This window comes from Micromonospora sp. SYSU B005, assembly GCF_055362685.1.
Window position 1 is genome coordinate 294,675 of record NZ_JAXCFU010000007.1, and the last position, 22,142, is coordinate 316,816.

At 73.0% G+C, this 22,142-nt stretch carries 22 protein-coding genes; 17 read left to right on the top strand and 5 right to left on the bottom strand.

The features are described 5' to 3' along the window. Nucleotides 1-19 precede the first annotated feature (19 nt). The 8 genes from arc to SM452_RS18700 all read left to right on the top strand — a co-directional run bounded on the left by arc (nucleotide 20) and on the right by SM452_RS18700 (nucleotide 7,490). On the top strand, nucleotides 20-1,801 hold the full coding sequence (gene arc, locus SM452_RS18665; RefSeq protein WP_018784497.1) for a proteasome ATPase: 1,782 nt from the start codon (nucleotides 20-22) through the stop codon (nucleotides 1,799-1,801). 167 nt (nucleotides 1,802-1,968) lie between these two features. Beyond that, complete coding sequence (gene dop / locus SM452_RS18670) at nucleotides 1,969-3,486, top strand: depupylase/deamidase Dop (protein WP_355512578.1); 1,518 nt, start codon at nucleotides 1,969-1,971, stop codon at nucleotides 3,484-3,486. Between the two features lie 107 nt (nucleotides 3,487-3,593). After that, complete coding sequence (locus tag SM452_RS18675) at nucleotides 3,594-3,800, top strand: ubiquitin-like protein Pup (protein WP_013286106.1); 207 nt, start codon at nucleotides 3,594-3,596, stop codon at nucleotides 3,798-3,800. 3 nt (nucleotides 3,801-3,803) lie between these two features. Next, nucleotides 3,804-4,058 carry an endonuclease domain-containing protein gene (locus SM452_RS18680; RefSeq protein WP_355512608.1) on the top strand — a complete coding sequence of 85 codons (255 nt, stop codon included), beginning with the start codon at nucleotides 3,804-3,806 and terminating at the stop codon, nucleotides 4,056-4,058. Then, entirely contained in the window at nucleotides 3,977-4,816 is an 840-nt protein-coding gene (gene prcB / locus SM452_RS18685) for a proteasome subunit beta (protein WP_315985957.1), read from the top strand. Before SM452_RS18680 ends, prcB begins: the two co-directional genes overlap by 82 nt. A 55-nt stretch (nucleotides 4,817-4,871) precedes the next feature. Continuing rightward, a complete protein-coding gene (prcA, locus tag SM452_RS18690) occupies nucleotides 4,872-5,705 on the top strand; it encodes a proteasome subunit alpha (RefSeq protein ID WP_262016168.1) in 834 nt (277 codons plus the stop codon). A 148-nt stretch (nucleotides 5,706-5,853) separates the two neighbouring features. Next, complete coding sequence (gene pafA / locus SM452_RS18695) at nucleotides 5,854-7,212, top strand: Pup--protein ligase (RefSeq protein WP_013286109.1); 1,359 nt, start codon at nucleotides 5,854-5,856, stop codon at nucleotides 7,210-7,212. A 59-nt stretch (nucleotides 7,213-7,271) separates the two neighbouring features. Further along, nucleotides 7,272-7,490: a hypothetical protein gene (locus tag SM452_RS18700; RefSeq protein WP_262016167.1), complete on the top strand. Its 219-nt coding sequence runs from the start codon at nucleotides 7,272-7,274 to the stop codon at nucleotides 7,488-7,490. 87 nt (nucleotides 7,491-7,577) lie between these two features. Here SM452_RS18700 and SM452_RS18705 read toward each other — a convergent pair whose 3' ends face one another. Then, nucleotides 7,578-8,663 carry a DUF3866 family protein gene (locus SM452_RS18705; RefSeq protein WP_355512575.1) on the bottom strand — a complete coding sequence of 362 codons (1,086 nt, stop codon included), beginning with the start codon at nucleotides 8,661-8,663 and terminating at the stop codon, nucleotides 7,578-7,580. A 44-nt stretch (nucleotides 8,664-8,707) separates the two neighbouring features. Beyond that, nucleotides 8,708-9,700: a cation diffusion facilitator family transporter gene (locus tag SM452_RS18710; RefSeq protein ID WP_463840378.1), complete on the bottom strand. Its 993-nt coding sequence runs from the start codon at nucleotides 9,698-9,700 to the stop codon at nucleotides 8,708-8,710. 105 nt (nucleotides 9,701-9,805) lie between these two features. Here SM452_RS18710 and SM452_RS18715 point away from each other — a divergent pair, with 105 nt between their 5' ends. From SM452_RS18715 to tatC, 5 genes are all read left to right on the top strand, one after another. Then, on the top strand, nucleotides 9,806-10,804 hold the full coding sequence (locus tag SM452_RS18715; RefSeq protein ID WP_013286115.1) for a helix-turn-helix transcriptional regulator: 999 nt from the start codon (nucleotides 9,806-9,808) through the stop codon (nucleotides 10,802-10,804). Further along, nucleotides 10,801-11,808, top strand: a complete 1,008-nt coding sequence (locus tag SM452_RS18720; protein ID WP_135239964.1) for a helix-turn-helix transcriptional regulator — start codon at nucleotides 10,801-10,803, stop codon at nucleotides 11,806-11,808. Before SM452_RS18715 ends, SM452_RS18720 begins: the two co-directional genes overlap by 4 nt. 10 nt (nucleotides 11,809-11,818) lie before the next feature. After that, the gene (locus tag SM452_RS18725) at nucleotides 11,819-12,067 is read left to right on the top strand and encodes a hypothetical protein (protein WP_135239965.1); all 249 of its coding nucleotides are present in this window, start codon (nucleotides 11,819-11,821) and stop codon (nucleotides 12,065-12,067) included. 217 nt (nucleotides 12,068-12,284) lie between these two features. Continuing rightward, nucleotides 12,285-12,611 carry a Sec-independent protein translocase subunit TatA gene (gene tatA / locus SM452_RS18730; RefSeq protein ID WP_194801580.1) on the top strand — a complete coding sequence of 109 codons (327 nt, stop codon included), beginning with the start codon at nucleotides 12,285-12,287 and terminating at the stop codon, nucleotides 12,609-12,611. A 21-nt stretch (nucleotides 12,612-12,632) separates the two neighbouring features. Further along, complete coding sequence (gene tatC / locus SM452_RS18735; protein ID WP_262016164.1) at nucleotides 12,633-13,586, top strand: twin-arginine translocase subunit TatC; 954 nt, start codon at nucleotides 12,633-12,635, stop codon at nucleotides 13,584-13,586. Nucleotides 13,587-13,791: 205 nt separating this feature from the next. On the opposite strand, the gene SM452_RS18740 is transcribed toward tatC, so the two are convergent. Next, nucleotides 13,792-14,676 carry an ABC transporter substrate-binding protein gene (locus SM452_RS18740; protein WP_355512568.1) on the bottom strand — a complete coding sequence of 295 codons (885 nt, stop codon included), beginning with the start codon at nucleotides 14,674-14,676 and terminating at the stop codon, nucleotides 13,792-13,794. A gap of 187 nt (nucleotides 14,677-14,863) precedes the next feature. On the opposite strand from SM452_RS18740, the gene SM452_RS18745 reads away from it, so the two are divergent. The 3 genes from SM452_RS18745 to SM452_RS18755 all read left to right on the top strand — a co-directional run bounded on the left by SM452_RS18745 (nucleotide 14,864) and on the right by SM452_RS18755 (nucleotide 17,356). Next, a complete protein-coding gene (locus tag SM452_RS18745; protein WP_064446096.1) occupies nucleotides 14,864-15,562 on the top strand; it encodes a hypothetical protein in 699 nt (232 codons plus the stop codon). 109 nt (nucleotides 15,563-15,671) lie between these two features. Then, nucleotides 15,672-16,322 carry a fasciclin domain-containing protein gene (locus SM452_RS18750; RefSeq protein WP_410054970.1) on the top strand — a complete coding sequence of 217 codons (651 nt, stop codon included), beginning with the start codon at nucleotides 15,672-15,674 and terminating at the stop codon, nucleotides 16,320-16,322. A 107-nt stretch (nucleotides 16,323-16,429) separates the two neighbouring features. Next, entirely contained in the window at nucleotides 16,430-17,356 is a 927-nt protein-coding gene (locus tag SM452_RS18755; RefSeq protein WP_355512564.1) for a diacylglycerol kinase family protein, read from the top strand. On the opposite strand, the gene SM452_RS18760 is transcribed toward SM452_RS18755, so the two are convergent. Both SM452_RS18760 and SM452_RS18765 read right to left on the bottom strand, forming a co-directional pair. Then, entirely contained in the window at nucleotides 17,319-18,296 is a 978-nt protein-coding gene (locus SM452_RS18760; protein ID WP_463840379.1) for an EamA family transporter, read from the bottom strand. The genes SM452_RS18755 and SM452_RS18760 overlap by 38 nt on opposite strands. A 54-nt stretch (nucleotides 18,297-18,350) precedes the next feature. Further along, nucleotides 18,351-19,115 carry an HAD family hydrolase gene (locus tag SM452_RS18765; protein WP_410054974.1) on the bottom strand — a complete coding sequence of 255 codons (765 nt, stop codon included), beginning with the start codon at nucleotides 19,113-19,115 and terminating at the stop codon, nucleotides 18,351-18,353. Nucleotides 19,116-19,200: 85 nt separating this feature from the next. On the opposite strand from SM452_RS18765, the gene SM452_RS18770 reads away from it, so the two are divergent. Continuing rightward, a complete protein-coding gene (locus SM452_RS18770; RefSeq protein ID WP_463840380.1) occupies nucleotides 19,201-21,978 on the top strand; it encodes a DEAD/DEAH box helicase in 2,778 nt (925 codons plus the stop codon). Nucleotides 21,979-22,142: the final 164 nt, after the last annotated feature.

Below are 22,142 nucleotides of genomic sequence, written 5' to 3' on the forward strand. Positions count from 1 at the left end.
CCCCCCGGGGAGGTGGGACGTGGCACGCAGCGACGACGCGGACTCGCGCGCCGCACGGTGGGAAAAGGAAGCCCACGATCTCTCCACGCAGGTCGCGTTCCTGCAAGAGGAACTCGCTCTGGTGCGGCGCAAGTTGACCGAAAGCCCCCGACACGTCCGGCAGCTCGAAGAGCGGCTGGCGGCCACCCAGGCACAGTTGGCGCGGCTGACCGAGAACAACGAACGGCTCGTGAGCACCCTCAAGGAGGCTCGCGCGCAGATCGTGACGCTCAAGGAGGAGATCGACCGTCTCGCCCAGCCGCCGAGTGGCTACGGCGTCTTCCTGGCCAAGCACGACGACGGCACGGTGGACGTGTTCACTGGTGGGCGCAAGCTCCGGGTGGCCGTCTCGCCCTCGCTGGAGGTCGACGAGCTGCGCCGTGGCCAGGAGGTCCTGCTCAACGACGCGCTCAACATCGTCGACGCGTTCGGCTACGAGCGGGTCGGCGAGGTGGTGATGCTCAAGGAGATCCTGGCGGGCCCCGAGGGCGCTCCGGGTGACCGGGCGCTCGTGGTCTCGCACTCCGACGAGGAGCGCATCGTGCACCTCGCCGAGACCCTGATCGGCAGTGCGATCCGGGCCGGCGACTCGCTCATGATCGAGCCCCGCTCGGCGTACGCGTACGAGCGGATCCCGAAGAGCGAGGTCGAGGAACTGGTCCTGGAGGAGGTGCCCGACGTCAACTACGAGGACATCGGCGGCCTCCAGGCGCAGATCGAGCAGATCCGCGACGCGGTGGAACTGCCCTTCCTGCACTCCGACCTGTTCCGCGAGCACCAGCTCCGGCCGCCGAAGGGCATCCTGCTCTACGGCCCGCCCGGCTGCGGCAAGACGCTCATCGCCAAGGCGGTGGCGAACTCGCTGGCCAAGAAGATCGCCGAGCGGGAGGGCAAGGAGCGGCACACCAGCTTCTTCCTCAACATCAAGGGCCCTGAGCTGCTCAACAAGTACGTCGGCGAGACCGAGCGGCACATCCGGCTGATCTTCCAGCGGGCGCGGGAGAAGGCCGGCGAGGGCACCCCCGTGATCGTGTTCTTCGACGAGATGGACTCCGTGTTCCGCACCCGCGGCTCCGGCGTCTCCTCCGACGTGGAGAACACCATCGTCCCGCAGCTGCTCAGCGAGATCGACGGCGTCGAGGGCCTGGAGAACGTCATCGTCATCGGCGCCTCCAACCGGGAAGACATGATCGACCCGGCGATCCTGCGCCCCGGCCGGCTCGACGTGAAGATCAAGATCGAGCGGCCGGACGCCGAGGCGGCGAAGGACATCTTCTCCAAGTACATCCTCGCCGGCCTGCCGCTGCACGCCGACGACCTGGCCGAACACGGCGGCGACGCCCAGGCCACCGTCGCGGCGATGATCGACGCGGTGGTCCTGCGGATGTACTCCGAGACCGAGGAGAACCGCTTCCTCGAGGTCACCTACGCCAACGGCGACAAGGAAGTCCTCTACTTCAAGGACTTCAACTCCGGCGCGATGATCCAGAACATCGTCGACCGGGGCAAGAAGATGGCCATCAAGGAGTTCCTCACCTCAGGCCGCAAGGGTCTGCGGCTGCAGCACCTGCTCGACGCCTGCGTCGACGAGTTCCGCGAGAACGAGGACCTGCCCAACACCACCAACCCCGACGACTGGGCGCGCATCTCCGGCAAGAAGGGCGAGCGGATCGTCTACATCCGCACGCTCGTCTCCGGCGGCAAGGGCGCCGAGGCCGGACGGTCCATCGAGACCGCCAGCAACACCGGTCAATACCTGTAGTCCGACCCTCGACGAAGGCCCGTGGCGCGTACGCCACGGGCCTTCGCGCGTACCCGGGGGAAGCCGCCACACCGGACCCGGCGCTGCCGCCACGCCCCCTGCGCGCGTCACGCCGACTACGCTCGACGTGACGGGGACCGGGACGGCGAGCGGGAGCGGGCAGGTCGATGAGCGTTAGACGGATCATGGGCACCGAGGTCGAGTACGGCATCTCCGTGCCCGGTCAGGCCGGAGCCAACCCGATGGTCACCTCCTCCCAGGTGGTGAACGCCTACGGGGCGCGGCCGGAACTCAACCGGGGCGGCCGGGCCCGCTGGGACTACGAGGAGGAGTCGCCACTGCGCGACGCCCGCGGGTTCACCTACTCCGGCGCCGCGTACGACCCGGCCGAGGCGCTCGCCGACGAGGACCTCGGGCTGGCAAACGTCATACTCACCAACGGCGCCCGCCTCTACGTCGACCACGCGCACCCGGAGTACTCCACGCCCGAGGTGACGAACCCCCTCGACGTGGTGCGGTGGGACAAGGCGGGAGAGCGGGTGATGGCCGAGGCGGCCCGCCGCGCCGCGACCATCCCGGGCACCCACCCGATCCATCTGTACAAGAACAACACCGACAACAAGGGCGCCAGCTACGGCGCGCACGAGAACTACCTGATGCGCCGGCAGACGCCGTTCGCCGACATCGTGGCGTACCTGACGCCGTTCTTCGTCACCCGGCAGATCGTCTGCGGCGCCGGGCGGGTCGGCATCGGCCAGGACGGCGGCCAGGCCGGCTTCCAGATCTCCCAGCGGGCCGACTTCTTCGAGGTCGAGGTGGGACTGGAGACGACGCTCAAGCGGCCCATCATCAACACCCGGGACGAGCCGCACGCCGACGCCGACAAGTACCGCCGGCTGCACGTCATCATCGGCGACGCCAACCTCTCCGAGATCTCCACGTTCCTCAAGGTCGGCACCACCTCGCTGATCCTCGCCATGATCGAGGAGAAGGCGCTCGGCGCGGACCTGGGCATCGCCGACCCGGTGGCCGAACTGCGCGCGGTCAGCCACGACCCGTCGCTCAAGCACCTGATGCGGATGCGCGACGGCCGCAAGCTCACCGCGCTGGACGTGCAGTGGGCGTACCTGGAGCGGGTGTCCTCCTTCGTGGACGACCGCTACGGCAAGGACGTCGACGCGCAGACCGCCGACGTGCTGCGCCGCTGGGAGAGCGTGCTGGACCGGCTCGGCCGGGACGCCTTCGAGTGCGCCGACGAGCTGGACTGGGTGGCCAAGCTGCGGCTGCTGGAGGGTTACCGGGAGCGGGAGAAGCTCGCCTGGGGCTCGCACAAGCTGCAACTGGTCGACCTGCAGTACTCCGACGTGCGGCCGGAGAAGGGCCTCTACCACCGGCTGGTGCAGCGCGGCTCGATGAAGACGCTGCTCACCGACGAGCAGACGCGCACCGCGATGACCGAGCCGCCGGAGGACACCCGGGCCTACTTCCGGGGCCGCTGCCTGGACCGGTACGCCTCCGAGGTGGTCGCCGCGAGCTGGGACTCGGTCATCTTCGACGTGGGCCGGGAGTCGCTGGTCCGGGTGCCGATGATGGAGCCCGAGCGGGGCACCCGCGCGCACGTCGGTGAGCTGTTCGACCGCTGCGAGAGCGCCAAGGATCTGCTGGAGACGCTCACCGGCGGGTGACCCCGATGCCGGAAGGCCCGCCGGGTGCCGGAAACGGGCACGCGACGGGCCTTTCGTCGCTCCCGCGAGGTAAGTTGATCGCAGGCGATCGTGGAGGAGGCACCACCATGGCTACGCAAGAGGGTGGGCAGACCCAGTCCGGCAAGTCCCGCGAGGAGGTCGAGGAGGTCACCGCTGAGGCCAACCCCGAGGTGGCCGAGCGGCACGCCGAGATCACCGAGGACGTGGACGACCTGCTCGACGAGATCGACTCCGTCCTGGAGGAGAACGCCGAGGAGTTCGTGAGGGGCTACGTACAAAAGGGCGGTCAATAGGGCATATGTCCGTTTCGTCCGCAGGGCGACGGGCGGGCCGTCAACCGCCGGCACCACGATGATCGCGCCGGACGGGTGCGCGGGATAATCTGCTTCAACTGCAACGGTGGTCTTGGCCGGTCCCGGGACAGTCCCGTGGGGCCGGCCGGGGCGATCACGTACCTGAGAGGAACCACGTGGCAGCGGGTTTTGATCCATCCGGGCGTCTTCCAGATGTGTTCACCAACGCGGGGACGTCCTCCTTCACAGCGTTCCTGAGCAAGGTGGCCCCCGAGATGCTGCCCGGCCGTCGGCCGCTGCCGCCCGGCATGGCCGCCGACATGGCGCCGCACGCGACCACCATCGTGGCCATCTCGGCCGCCGGTGGTGTGGTCATGGCCGGCGACCGGCGCGCCACGATGGGCAACCTGATCGCCCAGCGCGACATCGAGAAGGTGCACCCGGCCGACGCGTACTCGCTCGTCGGCATCGCGGGCACCGCCGGCATCGGCATCGAGCTGATGCGACTGTTCCAGGTGGAGCTGGAGCACTACGAGAAGATCGAGGGCGCGATGCTCTCGCTCGACGGCAAGGCCAACCGGCTGGCGTCGATGATCCGCGGCAACCTGGGCGCGGCCATGCAGGGCCTCGCGGTGGTCCCGCTGTTCGCCGGCTTCGACCTGGCCGCGAGCGACCCGGCGCGGGCCGGGCGGATCTTCAGCTTCGACGTGACCGGTGGCCCGTACGAGGAGACCGGTTACGACGCGATCGGCTCCGGTTCGCTGTTCGCCAAGTCCGCGCTGAAGAAGCGGTTCCGGGCCGGCCTGTCGGTCGAGGACGCGACGCGGCTGGCGGTCGAGGCGCTCTACGACGCGGCGGACGACGACACCGCCACCGGCGGCCCCGACCTGACCCGGCGGATCTACCCGGTCGTGATGACCGCTACCGCCGAGGGCACCCACCGGCTCACCGACGCCGAGACGGCGGCGATCGCGGAGAGCGTGGTGTCCGGCCGGATGGAGAACCCCGGCGGCTGATGCCGCCCCGCACCGTCCACCGAGTCAGCAGTCCCGCAGAAGGAGAACCGCCGCCGTGGCCATGCAGTTCTACGCCTCGCCCGAGCAGATCATGCGCGACCGCTCCGAGCTGGCCCGCAAGGGCATCGCCCGGGGCCGCAGCGCGGTGGTCCTGAGCTACGCGGGCGGGGTGCTCTTCGTCGCCGAGAACCTGTCCAGCACGCTGCACAAGGTCAGCGAGATCTACGACCGGATCGGCTTCGCCGCTGTCGGCCGGTACAACGAGTTCGAGAACCTGCGCCGCGCGGGCGTGCGGATGGCCGACCTCAACGGGCTCAGCTACGACCGGCGCGACGTGACCGGCCTGGCCCTGGCGAACGCGTACGCGCAGACGCTCGGCGCGATCTTCACCGAGCAGTCGAAGCCGTTCGAGGTGGAGATCTGCGTGGCCGAGGTGGGCGCCAGCGCCGAGGACGACTCCCTCTACCGGGTGACCTACGACGGCTCGGTGAACGACGAGCCGGGCCGGATGGCGATGGGTGGCCAGGCCGAGGCGATCAGCGGGGTGCTGAAGAACGAGCACCGGCCGGAGATGTCGCTGTCGGAGGCGGTCCGCGCCGCCATGAAGGCGCTGAGCAGCGTCGGCGGCGAGGGTGGTGCGGCCCGCACGATCGCCGCGAACCAGCTCGAGGTGGCGGTCCTGGACCGGCGCCGGGTGGGGCGTACGTTCCGGCGGATCACCGGCGCGGCGCTGACCGCGCTGCTGAACGGCGAGGCCGAGGGGGACGTCGCGCCGGCGCCGGGCCGGGCGAAGACGCCGACGGTGCCGACGGAGGAGGCGAAGAAGCCGACCACGTCGGCGGGTTCGGCCGATCTGGAGGGCAACGCGGAGGACAAGCCCGCCGAGTGAGATCCGCGCTCGCGGACCCCGCCACCTCGCCGAGGTGGCGGGGTCTTTCGTGTACGGAGCCCGCCACCTCCCCGATCCGGTGGGGGAGATCGCAAGCGGCGAGCGTCGGCGCTGCCCATCGGAGGCTCCGGGCGGCTAGTGTCTCATCATGGAGCGGCGAATCTTCGGCCTCGAAACCGAGTACGGCGTCACCTGCACCTATCGCGGGCAACGCCGACTGTCCCCCGACGAGGTCGCGCGGTACCTGTTCCGGCGGGTGGTGTCGTGGGGCCGGTCGAGCAACGTGTTCCTCCGCAACGGCGCCCGCCTCTATCTCGACGTCGGTTCGCACCCGGAGTACGCGACTCCGGAGTGCGACTCGGTGACCGACCTGGTGGCACACGACCGGGCCGGTGAGCGGATCCTGGAGGGGCTGCTCGTCGACGCGGAGAAGCGGCTGCACGACGAGGGCATCGCGGGCGAGATCTACCTGTTCAAGAACAACACCGACTCGGCCGGCAACTCGTACGGCTGCCACGAGAACTACCTGGTGTCCCGGCACGGCGAGTTCGGCCGGCTGGCCGACGTGCTCATCCCGTTCCTGGTCACCCGGCAGTTGATCTGCGGTGCGGGCAAGGTGCTGCAGACGCCGCGCGGCGCGGTCTACTGCCTGTCCCAGCGGGCCGAGCACATCTGGGAGGGCGTCTCGTCGGCGACGACCCGCAGCCGGCCGATCATCAACACCCGGGACGAGCCGCACGCGGACGCGGAGCGCTACCGCCGGCTGCACGTGATCGTCGGCGACTCGAACATGAACGAGGTCACCACGCTGCTGAAGGTCGGCACCGCCGACATCGTGCTGCGGATGATCGAGGCCGGCGTGGTGATGCGCGACCTGACGCTGGAGAACCCGATCCGGGCCATCCGCGAGGTGTCGCACGACATCACCGGCCGGCGCAAGGTGCGGCTGGCCTCCGGCAAGGAGGTCTCGGCGCTCGAGATCCAGCAGGAATACCTGGCCAAGGCGACGGAGTTCGTGGAGCGCCGGGGCGGCGACCAGACCGCGAAGCGAGTGGTCGACCTGTGGGGCCGGGTGCTGCGCGCGGTCGAGACCGGCGACCTGGACCCGGTGGCCCGGGAGATCGACTGGGTCACCAAGCTGAAGCTGATCGAGCGCTACCAGCGCAAGCACGACCTGCCGCTGTCGCACCCGCGGGTGGCGCAGATGGACCTGGCCTACCACGACCTGCGGCGCGGGCGCGGCCTGTACGGGCTGCTGGAGCGCCGCCGCGAGGTGGACCGGGTGGCGACCGACCCGGAGATCTTCGAGGCGAAGGAGACGCCGCCGCAGACGACCCGGGCGCGGCTGCGCGGCGAGTTCATCCGGCACGCGCAGGAGAAGCGGCGCGACTTCACCGTGGACTGGGTGCACCTGAAGCTGAACGACCAGGCGCAGCGCACGGTGCTGTGCAAGGACCCGTTCCGGGCCTACGACGAGCGGGTGGAACGGCTGATCGCCAGCATGTGATCGTGCGGGCGGCCGGTGCCCGGCACCGGCCGCCCGTCCACGGGTACGCTGGCGTCGCGATGAACACTTCCGAATCCGCCGGTGGGCCCGGCCGCGAGACGTCCTCGGACCGTGACGGCACCGAGAAGCTCAACTGGATCGACCGCCGGCGGGAGAAGATCCGCGCCGAGATCGAACGCAACAGGCGCGGCGACTACACGGTGCCGACATGGGTGCTGGCGGTGGCGCTGGCGCTGATCGTGGGCGCCTGGCTCGGGCTGATCCTCTTCCTCGGCTGAGCGCCGCGCTGGTCAGCCGAGTCCGCGACGCCGGCCGCGCCTGTCCCGCGACGCCGGCCACCGGGGTCCGGTAGCGGGCCGCGCCGGTCAGTTCAGCAGGCCCGCCGCGTACCGGCCGGCGGCGGCCGCGGCCAGGAAGTAGGCGTGGTCGGCGTCCAGGCCCCGGCTCATCGTGGACAGGCCTACCGGACTTGCCCGCAGCGCCGCGTCCAGGCCGTCCGTCGGCACGGTGACGATCCGGTGCCGGTCGGCCAGCGGCGTCAGCGCGGCGGCGACCTCCGCGGCCAGGCCGGGGTCGAGACCATCCGGCACGACCAGCTCCGCGGGGGCCAGCGCGACCCGGCCGTACGCGGTCAGGCTGTGGTGGGAGACGCCGCGGTGCCGGGGCCGGGCGTCGGCGTCGGAGATGCGCAGCGAGCCGACCGGGCGTCCGCCCAGCGTGGCGATCGCGTTCACCGCCTCGCCGACGGCGACGCCGGAGAAGCCCCACCGGGTGCCGGTGCCGAGGTTGCCCGGACCTTGGGCGACGATCGTCAGGTCGGCGTCGAGCACGTGCCGGGCGGCGAGCAGGCCGCTGTGCAGCGTGCTCGCCTCCAGGTCGCCGCCGAACGCCTGGCCCACGCTCACCGTCCCCACGAGGTGCCCGGCCAGCCCGGCCAGGGTGCGGGAGAACCAGGCCGGCAGCGCCCCGCCGTCGGTCAGCACGTACGCGACCCGGGCGTCGGGCGCGTCGGCGCGTACCCCGGCCAGGATCGCCGGCAGCGCGGAGTGCAGGTCGGCGGTGACCACCGGCATGCCGTCGACGGTGTCGGCGGCGGCGAGCCGGTCGTGGTGCGGTGACGCTTCCTCGTCCACGCCGAGCAGGATCGGTTGCAGTGGCGTGTAGCGGGCCTTGACCAGATGCCCGGCGTCGCGGCTGTCGCCGGCCTGCGGCGGGTCCGGGGGCAGCCGGTCGGGCAGCGCGACGACCAGCGCGTAGCCGCCGGTGCCGAGGCCCATCAGCAGCGCGCCCGCGTTGAGCAGCACCCGGTCGCCGGGTTCCGGCTCGCCGACCAGGGCCGGGTAGGCCAGGGCGCGCATCCTGGTGCCGTCGGGCAGGTCGACGTCGAGTTCGACGGCGCCGGTCCACCGTCGCCGTACCGTCGTCACCGTGCCGGACCGCCATCGCACCATGCGGTGCACGGTATCGGCCGCCACCGGGACGGGCGCCGGGCGGGTCAGGCGTCCGGGTCGTCGACCGGGCGGCCCGCCTCGTCCTGGGTGGTGCGGGCCGGCCGGCCGGCCGAGCGGGACCGGGTGGGGTCGAGGAAGACGTACGCGATCTCCGGGAAGTGCCCGGTGAGCCGGCGTTCGGCCTCGTCGGCAGCGGCCTCGATGTCGGCGCCGGTGGCGTCGTCGCGGAAGTCGACCTTGGCGGCGACGAGGATGTCGTCCGGGCCGAGGAACATGGTCATCAGCGTGTCGACCCGGTCCACCGTCGGCACGTCGGCCAGTTCCCGTTCGATGCGCCGGTGCAGCCGGTCCGACACCGAGCGGCCCACCAGCAGCGAGATGTTGCTGCGCGCCAGGACGGCGGCGACCACGAGCAGCAGCACGCCGATGAGGATCGAGGCGATGCCGTCGTACAACTCGTCGCCGGTCAGGTGCGACAGGGTGAGCCCGCCGGCGGCGATCAGCAGGCCGATCAGCGCGGCGCTGTCCTCCAGGAAGACCGCCTTGACGGTGGTGTCGGCGGTCAGGCGCAGGTAGCGGCGCGGGGTGGTGCCCCAGCGGCGGGACTCGCCGCGCACCTGCCGGACCGCCCGGGCCAGCGACACCGACTCGATCGCGAAGGAGACCGCCAGCACCACGTACGCGACGAGGTATTCGCCGCTGTGCTCGTGCACCAGGATGGTGGTGACGCCGTGCGTGATGGCGAAGCCCGCCCCGGCGACGAAGGTGAACAGCGCGGCGAGGAACGCCCAGACGTAGCTCTCCTTGCCGTACCCGAAGGGGTGCCGGGTGTCGGCGGGCCGCGCGCCGCGGCGCAGTGCCAGGTAGAGCAGTACCTCGGTGGTGGTGTCGGCGAGCGAGTGGGCGGCCTCGGAGAGCATCGCCGCCGAGCCGGAGATCAGGCCCGCGACCAGCTTGGCGACGGCGATGGCGAGGTTCGCCGCGCCGGCCACCACGACGGTGCCGACGCTCTCGGTCTTGACCTCCGGTTCCGCCATGCGATCACCCTATGACCGGTCGATGTCCGCCGCCGGGCGGGAAGACCCCCGCGCCGCGCCGCGCGGGTGCCCGCGCCCGACGTGCGGGCTGCTAGCGTTTGGGCCGTGTCCCGGACCCGTACCGAACGCCTGGTCAACCTGGTGATCTGCCTGCTGTCGACGCGACGCTTCCTGACCGCCGCGCAGATCGCCGCGACCGTGCCCGGCTACGAGCACGACCCGGACGACGCCAAGGACCACGAGGCGTTCCAGCGCAAGTTCGAGCGCGACAAGGCCGAGCTGCGTGAGCTGGGGGTGCCGCTGGAGACCGGCACGGCGAGCGTCTTCGACGCCGAGCCGGGTTACCGGATCGCGCCGCGCGCGTACGCGTTGCCCGACATCCCGCTCGAACCGGACGAGGCCGCCGCGGTGGGCATCGCCGCTCGGCTGTGGCAGCACGCCGGCCTGGCCGCTGCCGCGTCGTCCGGGCTGGCGAAGCTGCGCGCCGCCGGCATCGACGTCGACCCGCAGGCCACGCTGGGCCTGGAGCCGATGGTGACTGTCGACCCGGCGTTCGCGCCGCTCACCGCCGCCGCGCGGGACCGCCGCGAGGTGAGCTTCGACTACCGGGTGCCGGACCGGGACGCGCCCACCCGCCGCCGGGTGCAGCCGTGGGGCGTGGTGTGCTGGCGCGGCCGGTGGTACGTGGTCGGCCACGACCTGGACCGCGCGGCGACCCGCTGCTTCCGGCTGTCCCGGGTGGTCGGCACGGTCCGGGCGACCGGCGAGCCGGGCGCCTACGAGCCGCCCGCCGGTGTCGACCTGATCAGCCACGTGGCCCGCTGGTCCGGGCCGGTGGAGCGCACCGGCCGGGCCACCGTGCTGGCCACACCGGGGCGCGCCGCCGGGCTGCGCCGCTGGGCGGTGGAGTGCCAGGCCGGTCCGGACGGCGACCGGCTGGTGCTGCCGTACGCCGACGCCGACTACCTGGCCGGTCAGATCGTCGGGTACGGCCCGGACGTCCGCGTGCTGGAGCCACCGGAGGTGCGGGAGGCGGTCATCCAGCGCCTCAAGGAGGTCGCCGCCCGCCACGACGAGCTGGCAGTGACCGGGGGTGCCCGGTGACCCGCCCGGCGGCCCGCGCGGGCCGTGCCTCCGCCGACCGGCTGGCGCGGCTGCTCAACCTGGTGCCCTACCTGCTGGCCCGGCCCGGCATCGAGATCGCCGAGGCGGCGCACGACCTCGGCGTGACCGAGAAGCAGCTCCGGGAGGACCTGGAACTGCTCTGGGTGTGCGGGCTGCCCGGCTACGGCCCCGGTGACCTGATCGACATGGCGTTCGACGGCGACCGGGTGACGATCACCTACGACGCCGGCATCGACCGGCCGCTGCGGCTCACCCCGGACGAGGCCCTGGCTCTGGTGGTGGCGCTGCGGATGATCGCCGAGACGCCGGGCGTGGCCAACCGGGAGGCGGTCGAGCGGGCACTCGCCAAGATCGAGAACGCCGCCGGTGACCTGGCCGGAGCGCCGGTCGAGGTCCGTCTGCCAGGTGACAGCGCCCGGGTACGCGAGCTGCGCGCCGCCGTCGAGCGTGGCCGGGCGCTGCGGATCACCTACTACACGGCGGCCCGGGACGAGACCACCGAACGCACCATCGACCCGCTGCGGATGCTGATGGTCGGCGGCCGGGCGTACGTGGAGGCGTGGTGCCGCCGCGCCGAGGCGGTGCGGCTGTTCCGGGCGGACCGGATCGACGCGGTGACCGAGCTGCCGGAGCAGGCGGTCGTGCCGCCGCAGGCCCGCCCGCACGATCTGAGCGACGGGGTGTTCCGCCCGTCGGCCGACCTGCCGCTGATCACGCTGCGGATCGGCCGGGGCGAGCGGTGGATCACCGAATACTATCCGTGCGAGCGGGTCGAGGCCGACGGCGAGCAGTGGGTGGTGTCGCTGCGCGTCACCGACCTCGGGTGGGCCCGGCGGTTCGTGCTCGGGCTCGGCCCGGAGGTGACCGTGGTGGCCCCGGCCGAGCTGGCCGAGCAGGTACGCGCCCAGGCCGTGGCCGCGCTCGACGCGTACGCCACCCCGGCCGGCAGCGCCGACCCGGCGGCGGCCGGCGTCACCCGATAGGCTGACCGCCGTGGTGACGTGGATCGTGCTCGGGGTCGTGGTGTTCGCGCTGGTCGTACTGGCCCTGGCGATCCGTCCGGTGGTGAGCCGCCTGCCTGGGCTGCGCCGTTCCGCGCTGGCGTTGCAGCGCCGGGCGGGCGAGGCGGAGTCGCTGCGGTCGGCCGCCGAGCAGTTGCAGGCGCGGGCCGAGTCGCTCCAGGAGCGGGCGGCGCTCGCGCAGGAGCGGATCACGTTGATCAAGGCCAAGCGCGGCGACTGATCGACGGCTGTCGGCCCGGTGAGCGTCGTCTGCGCGTTCCCGGGTGGTTACGCGCAGGAATGCGCGGACCTGGACGGTTGACGGGACACTTCGGGTTGGTCGAAACTTCACCGATCGGGCCCGCACCGGCAGGCCCGCGGGGGTGGCAAGCCGCTGCGACACACGTACGATGGGCGACGACCCACCCCTCACCGACACAGAGCGACTGGAGCTTCCCATGGGTGCCCTCAAGCCGTGGCACATCGCCGTACTCGTGGTCGTGCTGATCCTGCTGTTCGGCGCGAAGCGGCTCCCCGACGCGGCCCGCTCGCTGGGCCGCTCGCTGCGGATCATCAAGGCCGAGACCAAGAGCCTGCACGACGACGACCGCGATCTCGCCGAGAAGGCCGACGCGCAGGCCGGCTACCAGCCGCTCCAGCCGCAGCAGCCCGTGCAGGGGCAGCCGTACGCCCAGCAGCAGTACACGCAGCAGCCGTACGCGCCGCAGCCGCAGCAGCCCGTGGCCCCGCCGGCCGACCCGGTGCAGCGCGTCCGCGAGAACTGATCCGAGAGGGCCTCAATCACCGTGGCCTTCGGGTTGAAGAAGCGCGGCCCGAGCAACTTCGCGCGGGCCGCCGACGGCTCGATGACGCTCATCGAGCACATCCGTGAGCTGCGTAACCGGCTGTTCCGGGCGTCGCTGGCGATCCTGGTCGGCTTCGGCTTCGGCATCTGGCTGGCCGAGCCGGTCCGGGTGCTGCTGTCGAAGCCCTACTGCGACCTGCCGCAGTCGTTCGACCCGGCGACCGGCAAGTGCAAGTTCGTGCAGCTCGGTGTCGCCGACGTCTTCCTGCTGAACCTCAAGATCGGCCTCTGGGTGGGCCTGATCATCGCCGCGCCGATCTGGCTCTACCAGCTCTGGGCGTTCATCGCACCCGGCCTGCACCGCCACGAGCGGCGGTACGCGTACGTCTTCACCGCCCTGGCGGCCCCGCTGTTCGCGGCCGGCGCGGTGCTGGCGTTCTTCGTCACCACCAAGGGGCTCGAGTTCCTGCTCGACGTCTCCGGCGACGACATCGCGACCAATCTCGAGGTGACCCGCTACATATCGTTCGTCACGAACCTGATCCTGCTGTTCGGTGTGGCGTTCGAGTTCCCGCTGATCGTGCTGATGCTCAACTTCGTCGGCCTGGCCAGCGCCAAGCGACTGCTGAGCTGGTGGCGGGTGGCGGTGTTCGTGTTCTTCGCGTTCTCCGCCGTGGTGACGCCGACGCCCGACCCGTTCGGCATGACCGCGCTGGCGATCTGCCTCTGCGCGCTCTACTTCGCCGCGGTGGGGGTGGCGTTCCTCAACGACAGGCGGCGCGGCCGCGGCCGTGAGGCCTACGCCGGCATCGCCGACGACGAGGTGTCACCGCTGGACCTGTCGGACGAGCCGGTGCCCACCGGCGGCCGGATCGCGGCGTCCGAGCCGATCGGCGCACCCGAGCCGATCGTCGCCCCGAAGCCGATCGAGCGCCGCTACGACGACATGACCTGACCGACCCCGCTCACCGCCGGACGCCGTCCCCACCTCACGGGGACGGCGTCCGCGTTTCCACGGCAGCCTTTCCGAGCCCTCCCGGCGCGCCCCACCCCATCCCACGTCGATCTTGGACTTTGTGCCCGCCCAGTGCCCGATATCCACTCTTTGCCGGGGCCGAAACTGCAAGATCGCCGGGGCGGGGCGGGGCGGGGCGGGGCGGTCAGGTGAGGCGGCGGGCTGCTGTGGGGTGGGGTGGGGGGACGGAATCCGGGTGTAGGATAGCGGCTATGGTCTCGGCGCCGTCGACCAGGCGCGGCCCGGCGCGCACGATCAGCCCGTCCGCGTCCAGCGCCCACACCTGCGCGTCCGGGAAGTGACCGGCCACCGCGGCGGCCTGCTCGGCCGCGCCGCCGAGACGGAATCCGCAGGGCGCCACCAGCACCACCTCGGGACGGGCGGACCGTAGCGCCGCCCAGGTGGTGGGCGTGGACCGGGCGCCGCGATGGGTGGCGACCGGCTCGCCTCCGGCGACGTCGACCAGGTCGGGGATCCAGTGCCCGGCGCCGAACGGCGGGTCGACCCACTCGACCACCGCGACCCGTGGCCGGGGCCGGCCCGCCACCGCCGCGCGGACCGCCGCGAGCCGGGCCCGCAGACCGTCGACGAGGGCCTCCGCGCGTTCCGGCACCCGGGCCGCCGCGCCGACCGCGCGGATCGACTCCAGCACGTCGTCGAGGGTGTACGGGTCGAGTGACAGCACGTCGGCCCGGCACCCCAGGTGGTCCACGGCGTCGGCGACCCGGCCCGAGGGCAGCGCGCAGACGCGGCACAGGTCCTGGGTGAGGATCAGGTCCGGGTCCAGCCCGGCCAGCGCACCGGCGTGCAGCGTGTAGAGGTCGGCGCCGGCCGCCACCTGCGCCCGGACGTACACGTCGATGTCGCCGGGACTCATGCCGCGGGTGTCCCGGCCGCCGACGACCACTGTGGTGCCCGACCGGTACGACGCGGGCACCTCGCACTCGAACGTGACGCCGACCAGGTCGTCGCCGAGGCCGAGCGCGTACACGATCTCGGTGGCGGAGGGGAGCAGGGAGACCAGGCGCATGCCCGCCATCATGCCCCGCGCGCGGACCACCGCCGGCCGGGGCCGGACTTCGGTCGCCCTCGGGCCTTGCCGGGACGCCGTACGCGCTTAGACTCTGCTGACTCCGCCGAGCCCCCCGGGCGGTGTGCCGGGGTGCGTCGGCGCCCCGTTCCGGTCAGCCCGTCTGACCTGTGCACCGGAGAACCCGATGAAGAGCCGTACCGCCGCCGTCCTGACCGTCCTCTGCGCGGCCACCGCGCTCACCGCCTGCGGTGACGACGAGCCCGCGCCGAAGGGCCAGCAGGTGCCGGTGACCGCCACCGACACCAGCTGCGAGGTCACCACCACGCTGTTCACCCCGGGCACCGTCACCTTCACCGTGACCAACCGGGGTCAGCAGGCCACCGGGGTCTACGTCTATGGCCGGGAGGGCGACGCCTTCACCAAGGTGATCGCCGAGGTCGCGGACGTGCCGGCGGGCCGCACCGGTGACCTGCGCGCGTCGCTGCAGACCGGCACGTACGAGGTGGCCTGCAAGCCGGGCCGGCAGGGCGACGGCGTGCGTACGAAGATCACCGTGTCGGACGACGGCAACCTGGCCAGCGCCGCGGCCGAGGTGGCCTACGACCGGTCGGTGACGATCGAGCTGACCGACGACGCGATGACCGGTGTGGACGCCCTGATCGCGGAGCCGGGCGAGAAGCTCGCGTTCAAGGTGACGAACAAGACCGCCGGGGCCCGGACGCTGTACGTGCTCAACCCCGACGGCAAGCGGGTCGCCGAGATGAAGGCCGAGGCCAACGGCACCGCCGAGACGGTGGTGACGCTTGGTGCGGCGGGGGACTGGTCGCTGAAGGTCAAGGGCGACGGCGTGCCGTCGGTGAGCAAGCGGCTGGTGGTGCGCTGAGGCGGCCGCGAAAACCGTCGATCCGGGTGCATCCACCGGGGAGGGTCGGGGCGAAGCAATGGTCGTGACGACAGTCACGGACCTGGTCGCTTCGACGAAAGGCTCCCCGATGAACATCGCTCGTCTCGCCGCCCGGCTGGCCGTGGGCGCCACCGCGGCGGCGGTGGCCACCACCGCCGTCGCCGTGCCCGCCCAGGCCGGCACCAAGCAGCCGGGTACGCGGTCGCTGGCCGCCGTGCTCACCGCCGACAAGAGTGGCTTCGACCGCAACTCGCGGGACTTCGACGTCCTCACCAAGGCGGTCCTGACGGTGCTGCAGGCCAAGCCGGACTCGCCGGTGAAGGTGCTCACCGACGGCACCGTCGCGCTGACCGCGTTCGTGCCGAACGACTACGCGTTCCGCGAGCTGGTGCGGGACATCACCGCCGCGAAGAAGCTGCCCGGCGAGAAGGCCGCGTTCGACGCGGTCGCCGGCCTGGGCGTGGACACCGTGGAGGACGTCCTGCTCTACCACGTCGTGCCCGGCGCGACGATCGACCGGAAGGCGGCGCTGAAGGCCGACGGCGCGGACCTGACCACCGCGCTCGGCGCCACCGTCGAGGTGGACGTGAAGCGCTGCTGGTACGGCCGCGAGGTGCGCCTGGTCGACGCCGACACCAGCGACCGCAACGCGAAGGTGGTGCGGTACGACATCAACAAGGGCAACAAGCAGATCGCGCACGCGGTGGACCGGGTGCTGCGCCCGATCGACCTCCCCTGAACCACCCCCGCCACGGCGCCCGGCACCCCCTGCCGGGCGCCGTCGGCGTGTGCCGCCCACCCGCCGTGTGACCTGGCTCTGGTGGGCGGCGCGAGCTGTGCCGTACGGTGCTCGCCGTGACCGCGCACGATCATGTCCCGCCCGGCCCCGTCGCCGTGCTCGCCAACCCGACCGCGGGCCGGGGGCGGCACCGCGGTCTGCTGCCCGGGATCCTGGAGCGCCTCGCCGGAGCGGGCCGCCCGGTCGAGTTGCTGCGCGCGCGTACCCCCGAGGAGGCGGAGGCGGCGTGCCACGCCGCGGTCGCCGGCGGCGCCGGGGCGCTCGTCGCAGTGGGCGGCGACGGCACCGTGCACCGGGCGATGCAGGCGGTCGCCGGCACCGATGTGCCGTTCGGGCCGGTCCCGGCGGGCACCGGCAACGACTTCGCGGTGGAGACCGGCTTCCCGGCCGACCCGACGGCCGCGGTCGAGGTGATCACCGCGGCGCTCGCCGCCGGCCGCTCCCGGCCGGTGGATCTGGCGCGGCTGTCCCGGCCCGGCGAGGCCGGCCGCTGGTTCGGCGCGGTGCTCGCGGCCGGCTTCGACGCGATCGTCAACGAACGCGCGAACCGGATGCGCTGGCCGCGCGGCCCGCGCCGGTACGACCTGGCGATCGTGGTGGAGCTGGCCCGGCTGCGGCCGCGCCGCTACCGGCTGGTCCTCGACGGGGTGGCGCAGGAGGTCGACGCGGTGCTCGTCGCGGTGGGGAACACGGCCAGCTACGGCGGGGGCATGCGGATCTGCCCGGACGCCGACCCGCACGACGGCCTGCTGGACGTGGTGGTGGGCGGCCGGTTCGACAGGCGCACGCTGATGCGGGTCAAGCCGCAGATCTACCAGGGCACCCACGTCACGCACCCGCTGGCGCGCGTCTACCGGGCGCGGACGGTCGAGCTGGCCGCCGAGGGCATCACCACGTACGCCGACGGGGAACGCTCCCTCGACCTGCCGGTGACAGTCACCGCCGCGCCGGCGGCGCTGCGGCTGCTGCGCTGACCCCCGCCGGGTCCGCCGCGGACGGCGGGCCGGGAACGGCCGGCGGCGCCGGAGAAGGCGGCGCGGGCGAGGGCGGCGGCGCGGCGGCGCGGACCGCGCCGGCGCTCGCGGCGACCACGAGCGCGATGGCGAGCACCTCGACCGGGCGCAGCGCCTGGCCGAGCACCAGCCAACCGGCCACGGCGGCGATCGCCGGACCGAGACTCATCATCACCGCGAACGTCGCGGTCGGCAGCCGCCGCAACGCGGCCAGCTCCAGGCTGTACGGCAGCACCGAGGCGAGCAGCGCCAGCCCGGTACCGAGCCCCAGCACCATCGGGTCGGCCAGGCGACCACCGCCGTCCGCAAGCCCGAACGGCAGCGTCAGCAGCGCCGCGACGGTCAGCGCGAGGGCCAGCCCGTCCGCGCCGGGGAACCGCGCGCCGATGCGCGCCGAGCAGACGATGTACGCGGCCCACATGGCGCCCGCCGTCAGGGCCAGCGCGGCGCCGGCCGGGTCGAGCCGGTCGAACCCGCCCTGCCCGAGCAGGACCACACCGGCCAGCGCCAGCGCGGCCCAGCACCAGGCGGCCACCCGGCGCGCGGCGATCACCGACAGCGCCAGCGGCCCGAGCACCTCCAGCGTGACGGCCGGGCCGAGCGGGATCCGCTCGATCGCCTGGTAGAAGATCGAGTTCATGCCGGCCAGGGCCAGCCCGAACGCCAGCACCGCCGCCCAGTCGGGGCGTCCGTACCCGCGTACCCGGGGGCGGCACACCACGAGCATCAGCAGCGCGCCGATGGCCAGCCGCAACGTCACCGCGCCGGCCACCCCGGTACGCGGGAACAGCAGCGCGGCCAGCGCGGAGCCGAACTGCACCGACAGCGCCCCGCCGAGGACCAGCGCGACCCCGCCGAGCCGTCCCGGCGCACGCGGCGGCAAGGGGTGGACACCGGTCATGCCCCTGACGGTATCCGGTGCGCCGCGACGCGTTCGCGCCGCTGGGGGGTGTGCTCAGGCGGCCCCGGCCAGGTCGAGCACCGCGCCGAGCCCGTTCGGGCGGCCCGCGTCGGCGCTGGGCAGCACCAGCACCCCGCACCCCGCTGCCACCGCGCCCGCGTCGGCCGGCGTGTCGCCCACCATCAGCGTGCGCTCCGGGTCGACGCCGAGCATCCCGCAGGCCCGCAGGAAGATGCCCGGGTCCGGCTTGCAGCGCCCCACCTCGTACGACAGCGCGTACGCGTCGACGAGCGCGTCGAGGTCCCAGGCGGCGAACAGCGGCCGCAGGTCGAAACCGATGTTGCTGACCACCGCCACCTTCACCCCGGCCGAGCGCAGCGCACCCAGCACGGGAGCGGTGTCCGGGTACGGCACCCAGCCCTCCGGCACCAGCACCCGCTCGTAGAGCGCGTCGGCGAACCCGTCGATGCCGGTGTCCACGGTCTCGGCCAGCCCGGTGTACGCGCCCCGGTGCGCGTGCGGGTAGAGATCCCGGTCGGCCCACAGTTCGGCCAGCCGGGGCGGCACCCGCGCCGGTAGCGGGCCACCGGCACGCCCGGCGGTGAGCAGCCGGTCGGCCAGCGAGGTGGCCCGGATCCGGTCCAGTTCGACGCCGCAGGCGGCCGCGGCGGCGAGCACCCAGGCCAGCGGCTCCTCCACCTGGGCGAGGGTGCCGTGGAAGTCGAAGAGCACCGCCTCCACGGGCCGGCGGGACGGGCCCGGGCGGACGGCGTCGTCGGCGCCGCTCGAGACGTGGGGCAGTTCGGTACGGTCCGGCACGTCGTGCACCCTACCGACCGCTCCGACCGTCCTGCCGGATGGCCTTGACCGGTACTCCTCGGCAGCACCGATTAATCTTGGTGCCATGTCGAGCCCCGCCGAGCGGTACGCCGCGGCGCGCCGCCGGGCCGCGCAGGCCTCCGCCTTCCCGGCCCTGGACGAATTCTCACTGGATCTCGGGTTCGATCTCGACGACTTCCAGCGCGAGGCGTGCGAGGCGCTGGAGCGGGGCAGCGGCGTGCTCGTCTGCGCGCCCACCGGCGCTGGCAAGACCGTGGTGGGCGAGTTCGCGGTGCACCTGGCGCTGCGCGGCCGGCCCGGTGGCGACACGCCCGCGACCCGGCGCAAGTGCTTCTACACCACGCCGATCAAGGCGCTGTCCAACCAGAAGTACCACGATCTGGTGGACCGCTACGGCGCCGAGCAGGTCGGCCTGCTCACCGGCGACAACGCGATAAACGGCGACGCGCCGGTGGTGGTGATGACCACCGAGGTGCTGCGCAACATGCTCTACGCCGGCTCGGCCACGCTGGAGGGCCTGGCGTACGTGGTGATGGACGAGGTCCACTACCTGGCCGACCGGTTCCGCGGCGGGGTCTGGGAAGAGGTGATCATCCACCTGCCCGAGTCGGTCACGCTCGTGTCGCTGTCGGCCACCGTCTCCAACGCCGAGGAGTTCGCGGACTGGCTGGTCACCGTCCGCGGCGAGACCGCCGTGGTGGTCTCCGAGCACCGCCCGGTGCCGCTGTGGCAGCACATGCTCGTCGGCAAGCGGATGTTCGACCTGTTCCACGACGCCGACGCGGCCCGCAAGCACGACGTGCACCCCGAGCTGCTGCGCTACACCCGGGACACGATGCGCCGGCTGGAGCTGGGCGAGGGTCGCAGCGCCGGCCCCGGCGGCGGCCGTCGCGGTCCCCGCTGGCGCGGCCCGATGCGCCCGGACATCGTCGACCGGCTCGACCGGGAGGGGCTGCTCCCGGCCATCCTGTTCATCTTCAGCCGGGCCGGCTGCGACGCCGCGGTGCAGCAGTGCCTCGCCGCTGGGCTGCGCCTCACCTCCCCTGACGAACGCGCCGAGATCCGCCGGGTGGTGGAGTCCCGGGTCACCGCCATCCCCGGCGAGGACCTGTCCGTGCTCGGCTACTGGGAGTGGCTCGACGGCCTGGAGCGGGGCCTGGCCGCGCACCACGCCGGCATGCTCCCGGCGTTCAAGGAGGTCGTCGAGGAGCTGTTCGTCCGCGGGCTGGTCAAGGCCGTCTTCGCCACCGAGACGCTCGCGCTGGGCATCAACATGCCGGCCCGCTGCGTGGTGCTGGAACGCCTGGTCAAGTTCAACGGCGAGGCGCACGTCGACCTCACCCCCGGCGAGTACACCCAGCTCACCGGCCGGGCGGGCCGCCGGGGCATCGACGTGGAGGGCCACGCGGTGGTGGTCTGGTCGCCGGAGACCGACCCCCGGCACGTCGCCGGGCTCGCCTCCACCCGCACCTACCCGCTGCGTTCCAGCTTCCGGCCCTCGTACAACATGGCCGTCAACCTGGTCGGCAGCGTCGGCGCGGCGCCGGCCCGGGAACTGCTGGAGTCCTCGTTCGCGCAGTTCCAGGCCGACCGGTCGGTTGTCGGCCTGGCCCGGCAGGTGCAGCGCAACACCGAGACGATCGAGGCGTACGGTGCGGAGGCCGCCTGCCACCACGGCGATTTCGACGAGTACTTCGCGCTGCGGGTGGCGATCGCCGACCGGGAACGCGCTATCGCCCGGCAGGGCCAGACCCAGCGCAAGGCGGCGGCGGTCGCCTCGCTGGAGCGGCTGCGGGTCGGTGACGTGATCCGGGTGCCGTCCGGGCGGCGGGCCGGCCTGGCGGTGGTGCTGGACCCGGCCACCGGCGGGTTCGGCGAGCCCCGGCCGCTGGTGCTCACCCAGGACCGCTGGGCCGGGCGGGTCACCCCCGGGGACTTCACCACCCCGGCCGAGGTGCTCACCCGAATCCGGGTGCCGAAGCACTTCAACCACCGCTCGCCGGCGGCCCGGCGGGACCTGGCCGCCGCGGTCAGCGGCACCGGCCTGGATCGGCACGGCCGGCGGGGCGGCCGGTCCCGGCAGGCGGCGGGCGAGGACCACCGGCTCAGCCAGCTGCGCGTCGAGCTGCGCGCCCACCCGTGCCACGCCTGCCCGGACCGGGAGGAACACGCCCGCTGGGCGGAGCGGCGGCGCCGGCTGGAACGCGACACCGAGGAGCTGCGCGAGCGGGTGTCCGGGCGGACCGGCTCGCTGGCCCGTACCTTCGACCGGATCGTCGCGTTGCTGACCGCGCGCGGCTACCTGGCCGCCGACGGCGAGGTCACCGACGCCGGGCGGATGCTGGCCCGGATCTGGACCGAGGCCGACCTGCTGGTGGCCGAGTGCCTGCGCCGCCGGGTGTGGGACGGCCTGTCCCCGGCCGAGCTGGCCGCCGCCGTGTCGGTGGTGGTCTTCGAGGCCCGGCGGGACTTCGACGAGCGGGCGTCGCTGCCGCGCGGCGCGGTGGCCGACGCGGTCGACGAGACGCTCAAGCTGTGGGGCGACATCGAGGCGGACGAGGCGGCACGCGGCCTGGCCGTCACCCGGGAGCCGGATCTCGGCTTCGCCTGGCCGATCTACCGGTGGGCGCGCGGCGAGGCGCTGGCGAAGGTGCTGGCGAGCGGCCACCAGATCGACGGGGAGATGCCGGCCGGCGACTTCGTCCGCTGGGCGCGCCAGGTGGTCGACCTGCTCGGCCAGGTCGCCGACTCGGGTGGCGCCTCGGCCGAGCTGCGCGGCACCGCCCGGCAGGCCATCGCGGCGGTCAACCGTGGCGTGCTGGCCTACCACGCCTCCGCCTAACGGTCACTTTCGGTCAGCGATTGCCGGAAATCGACGCACCTCTGCGTCACGGCGCTACCACCCCGCGAATTGTCGGGGGGTCGATGCGCGCCCTGGTCAGGGCCTATCCCATCATTGCCCGGGGCGCCGTGGGTCGCGCTGAGCCGAGGGTGAGGGAAGGGCGT

Coding starts and splice junctions, on each gene's coding strand:
- SM452_RS18770 (WP_463840380.1), top strand. CDS start 19,201: ATGTCGAGCCCCGCCGAGCGGTACGCCGCGGCGCGCCGCCGGGCCGCG.
- dop (WP_355512578.1), top strand. CDS start 1,969: ATGAGCGTTAGACGGATCATGGGCACCGAGGTCGAGTACGGCATCTCC.
- SM452_RS18750 (WP_410054970.1), top strand. CDS start 15,672: ATGAACATCGCTCGTCTCGCCGCCCGGCTGGCCGTGGGCGCCACCGCG.
- SM452_RS18760 (WP_463840379.1), bottom strand. CDS start 18,296: ATGACCGGTGTCCACCCCTTGCCGCCGCGTGCGCCGGGACGGCTCGGC.
- SM452_RS18710 (WP_463840378.1), bottom strand. CDS start 9,700: ATGGCGGAACCGGAGGTCAAGACCGAGAGCGTCGGCACCGTCGTGGTG.
- SM452_RS18675 (WP_013286106.1), top strand. CDS start 3,594: ATGGCTACGCAAGAGGGTGGGCAGACCCAGTCCGGCAAGTCCCGCGAG.
- SM452_RS18700 (WP_262016167.1), top strand. CDS start 7,272: ATGAACACTTCCGAATCCGCCGGTGGGCCCGGCCGCGAGACGTCCTCG.
- SM452_RS18740 (WP_355512568.1), bottom strand. CDS start 14,676: ATGCGCCTGGTCTCCCTGCTCCCCTCCGCCACCGAGATCGTGTACGCG.
- pafA (WP_013286109.1), top strand. CDS start 5,854: ATGGAGCGGCGAATCTTCGGCCTCGAAACCGAGTACGGCGTCACCTGC.
- SM452_RS18745 (WP_064446096.1), top strand. CDS start 14,864: ATGAAGAGCCGTACCGCCGCCGTCCTGACCGTCCTCTGCGCGGCCACC.
- SM452_RS18705 (WP_355512575.1), bottom strand. CDS start 8,663: ATGGTGCGATGGCGGTCCGGCACGGTGACGACGGTACGGCGACGGTGG.
- tatA (WP_194801580.1), top strand. CDS start 12,285: ATGGGTGCCCTCAAGCCGTGGCACATCGCCGTACTCGTGGTCGTGCTG.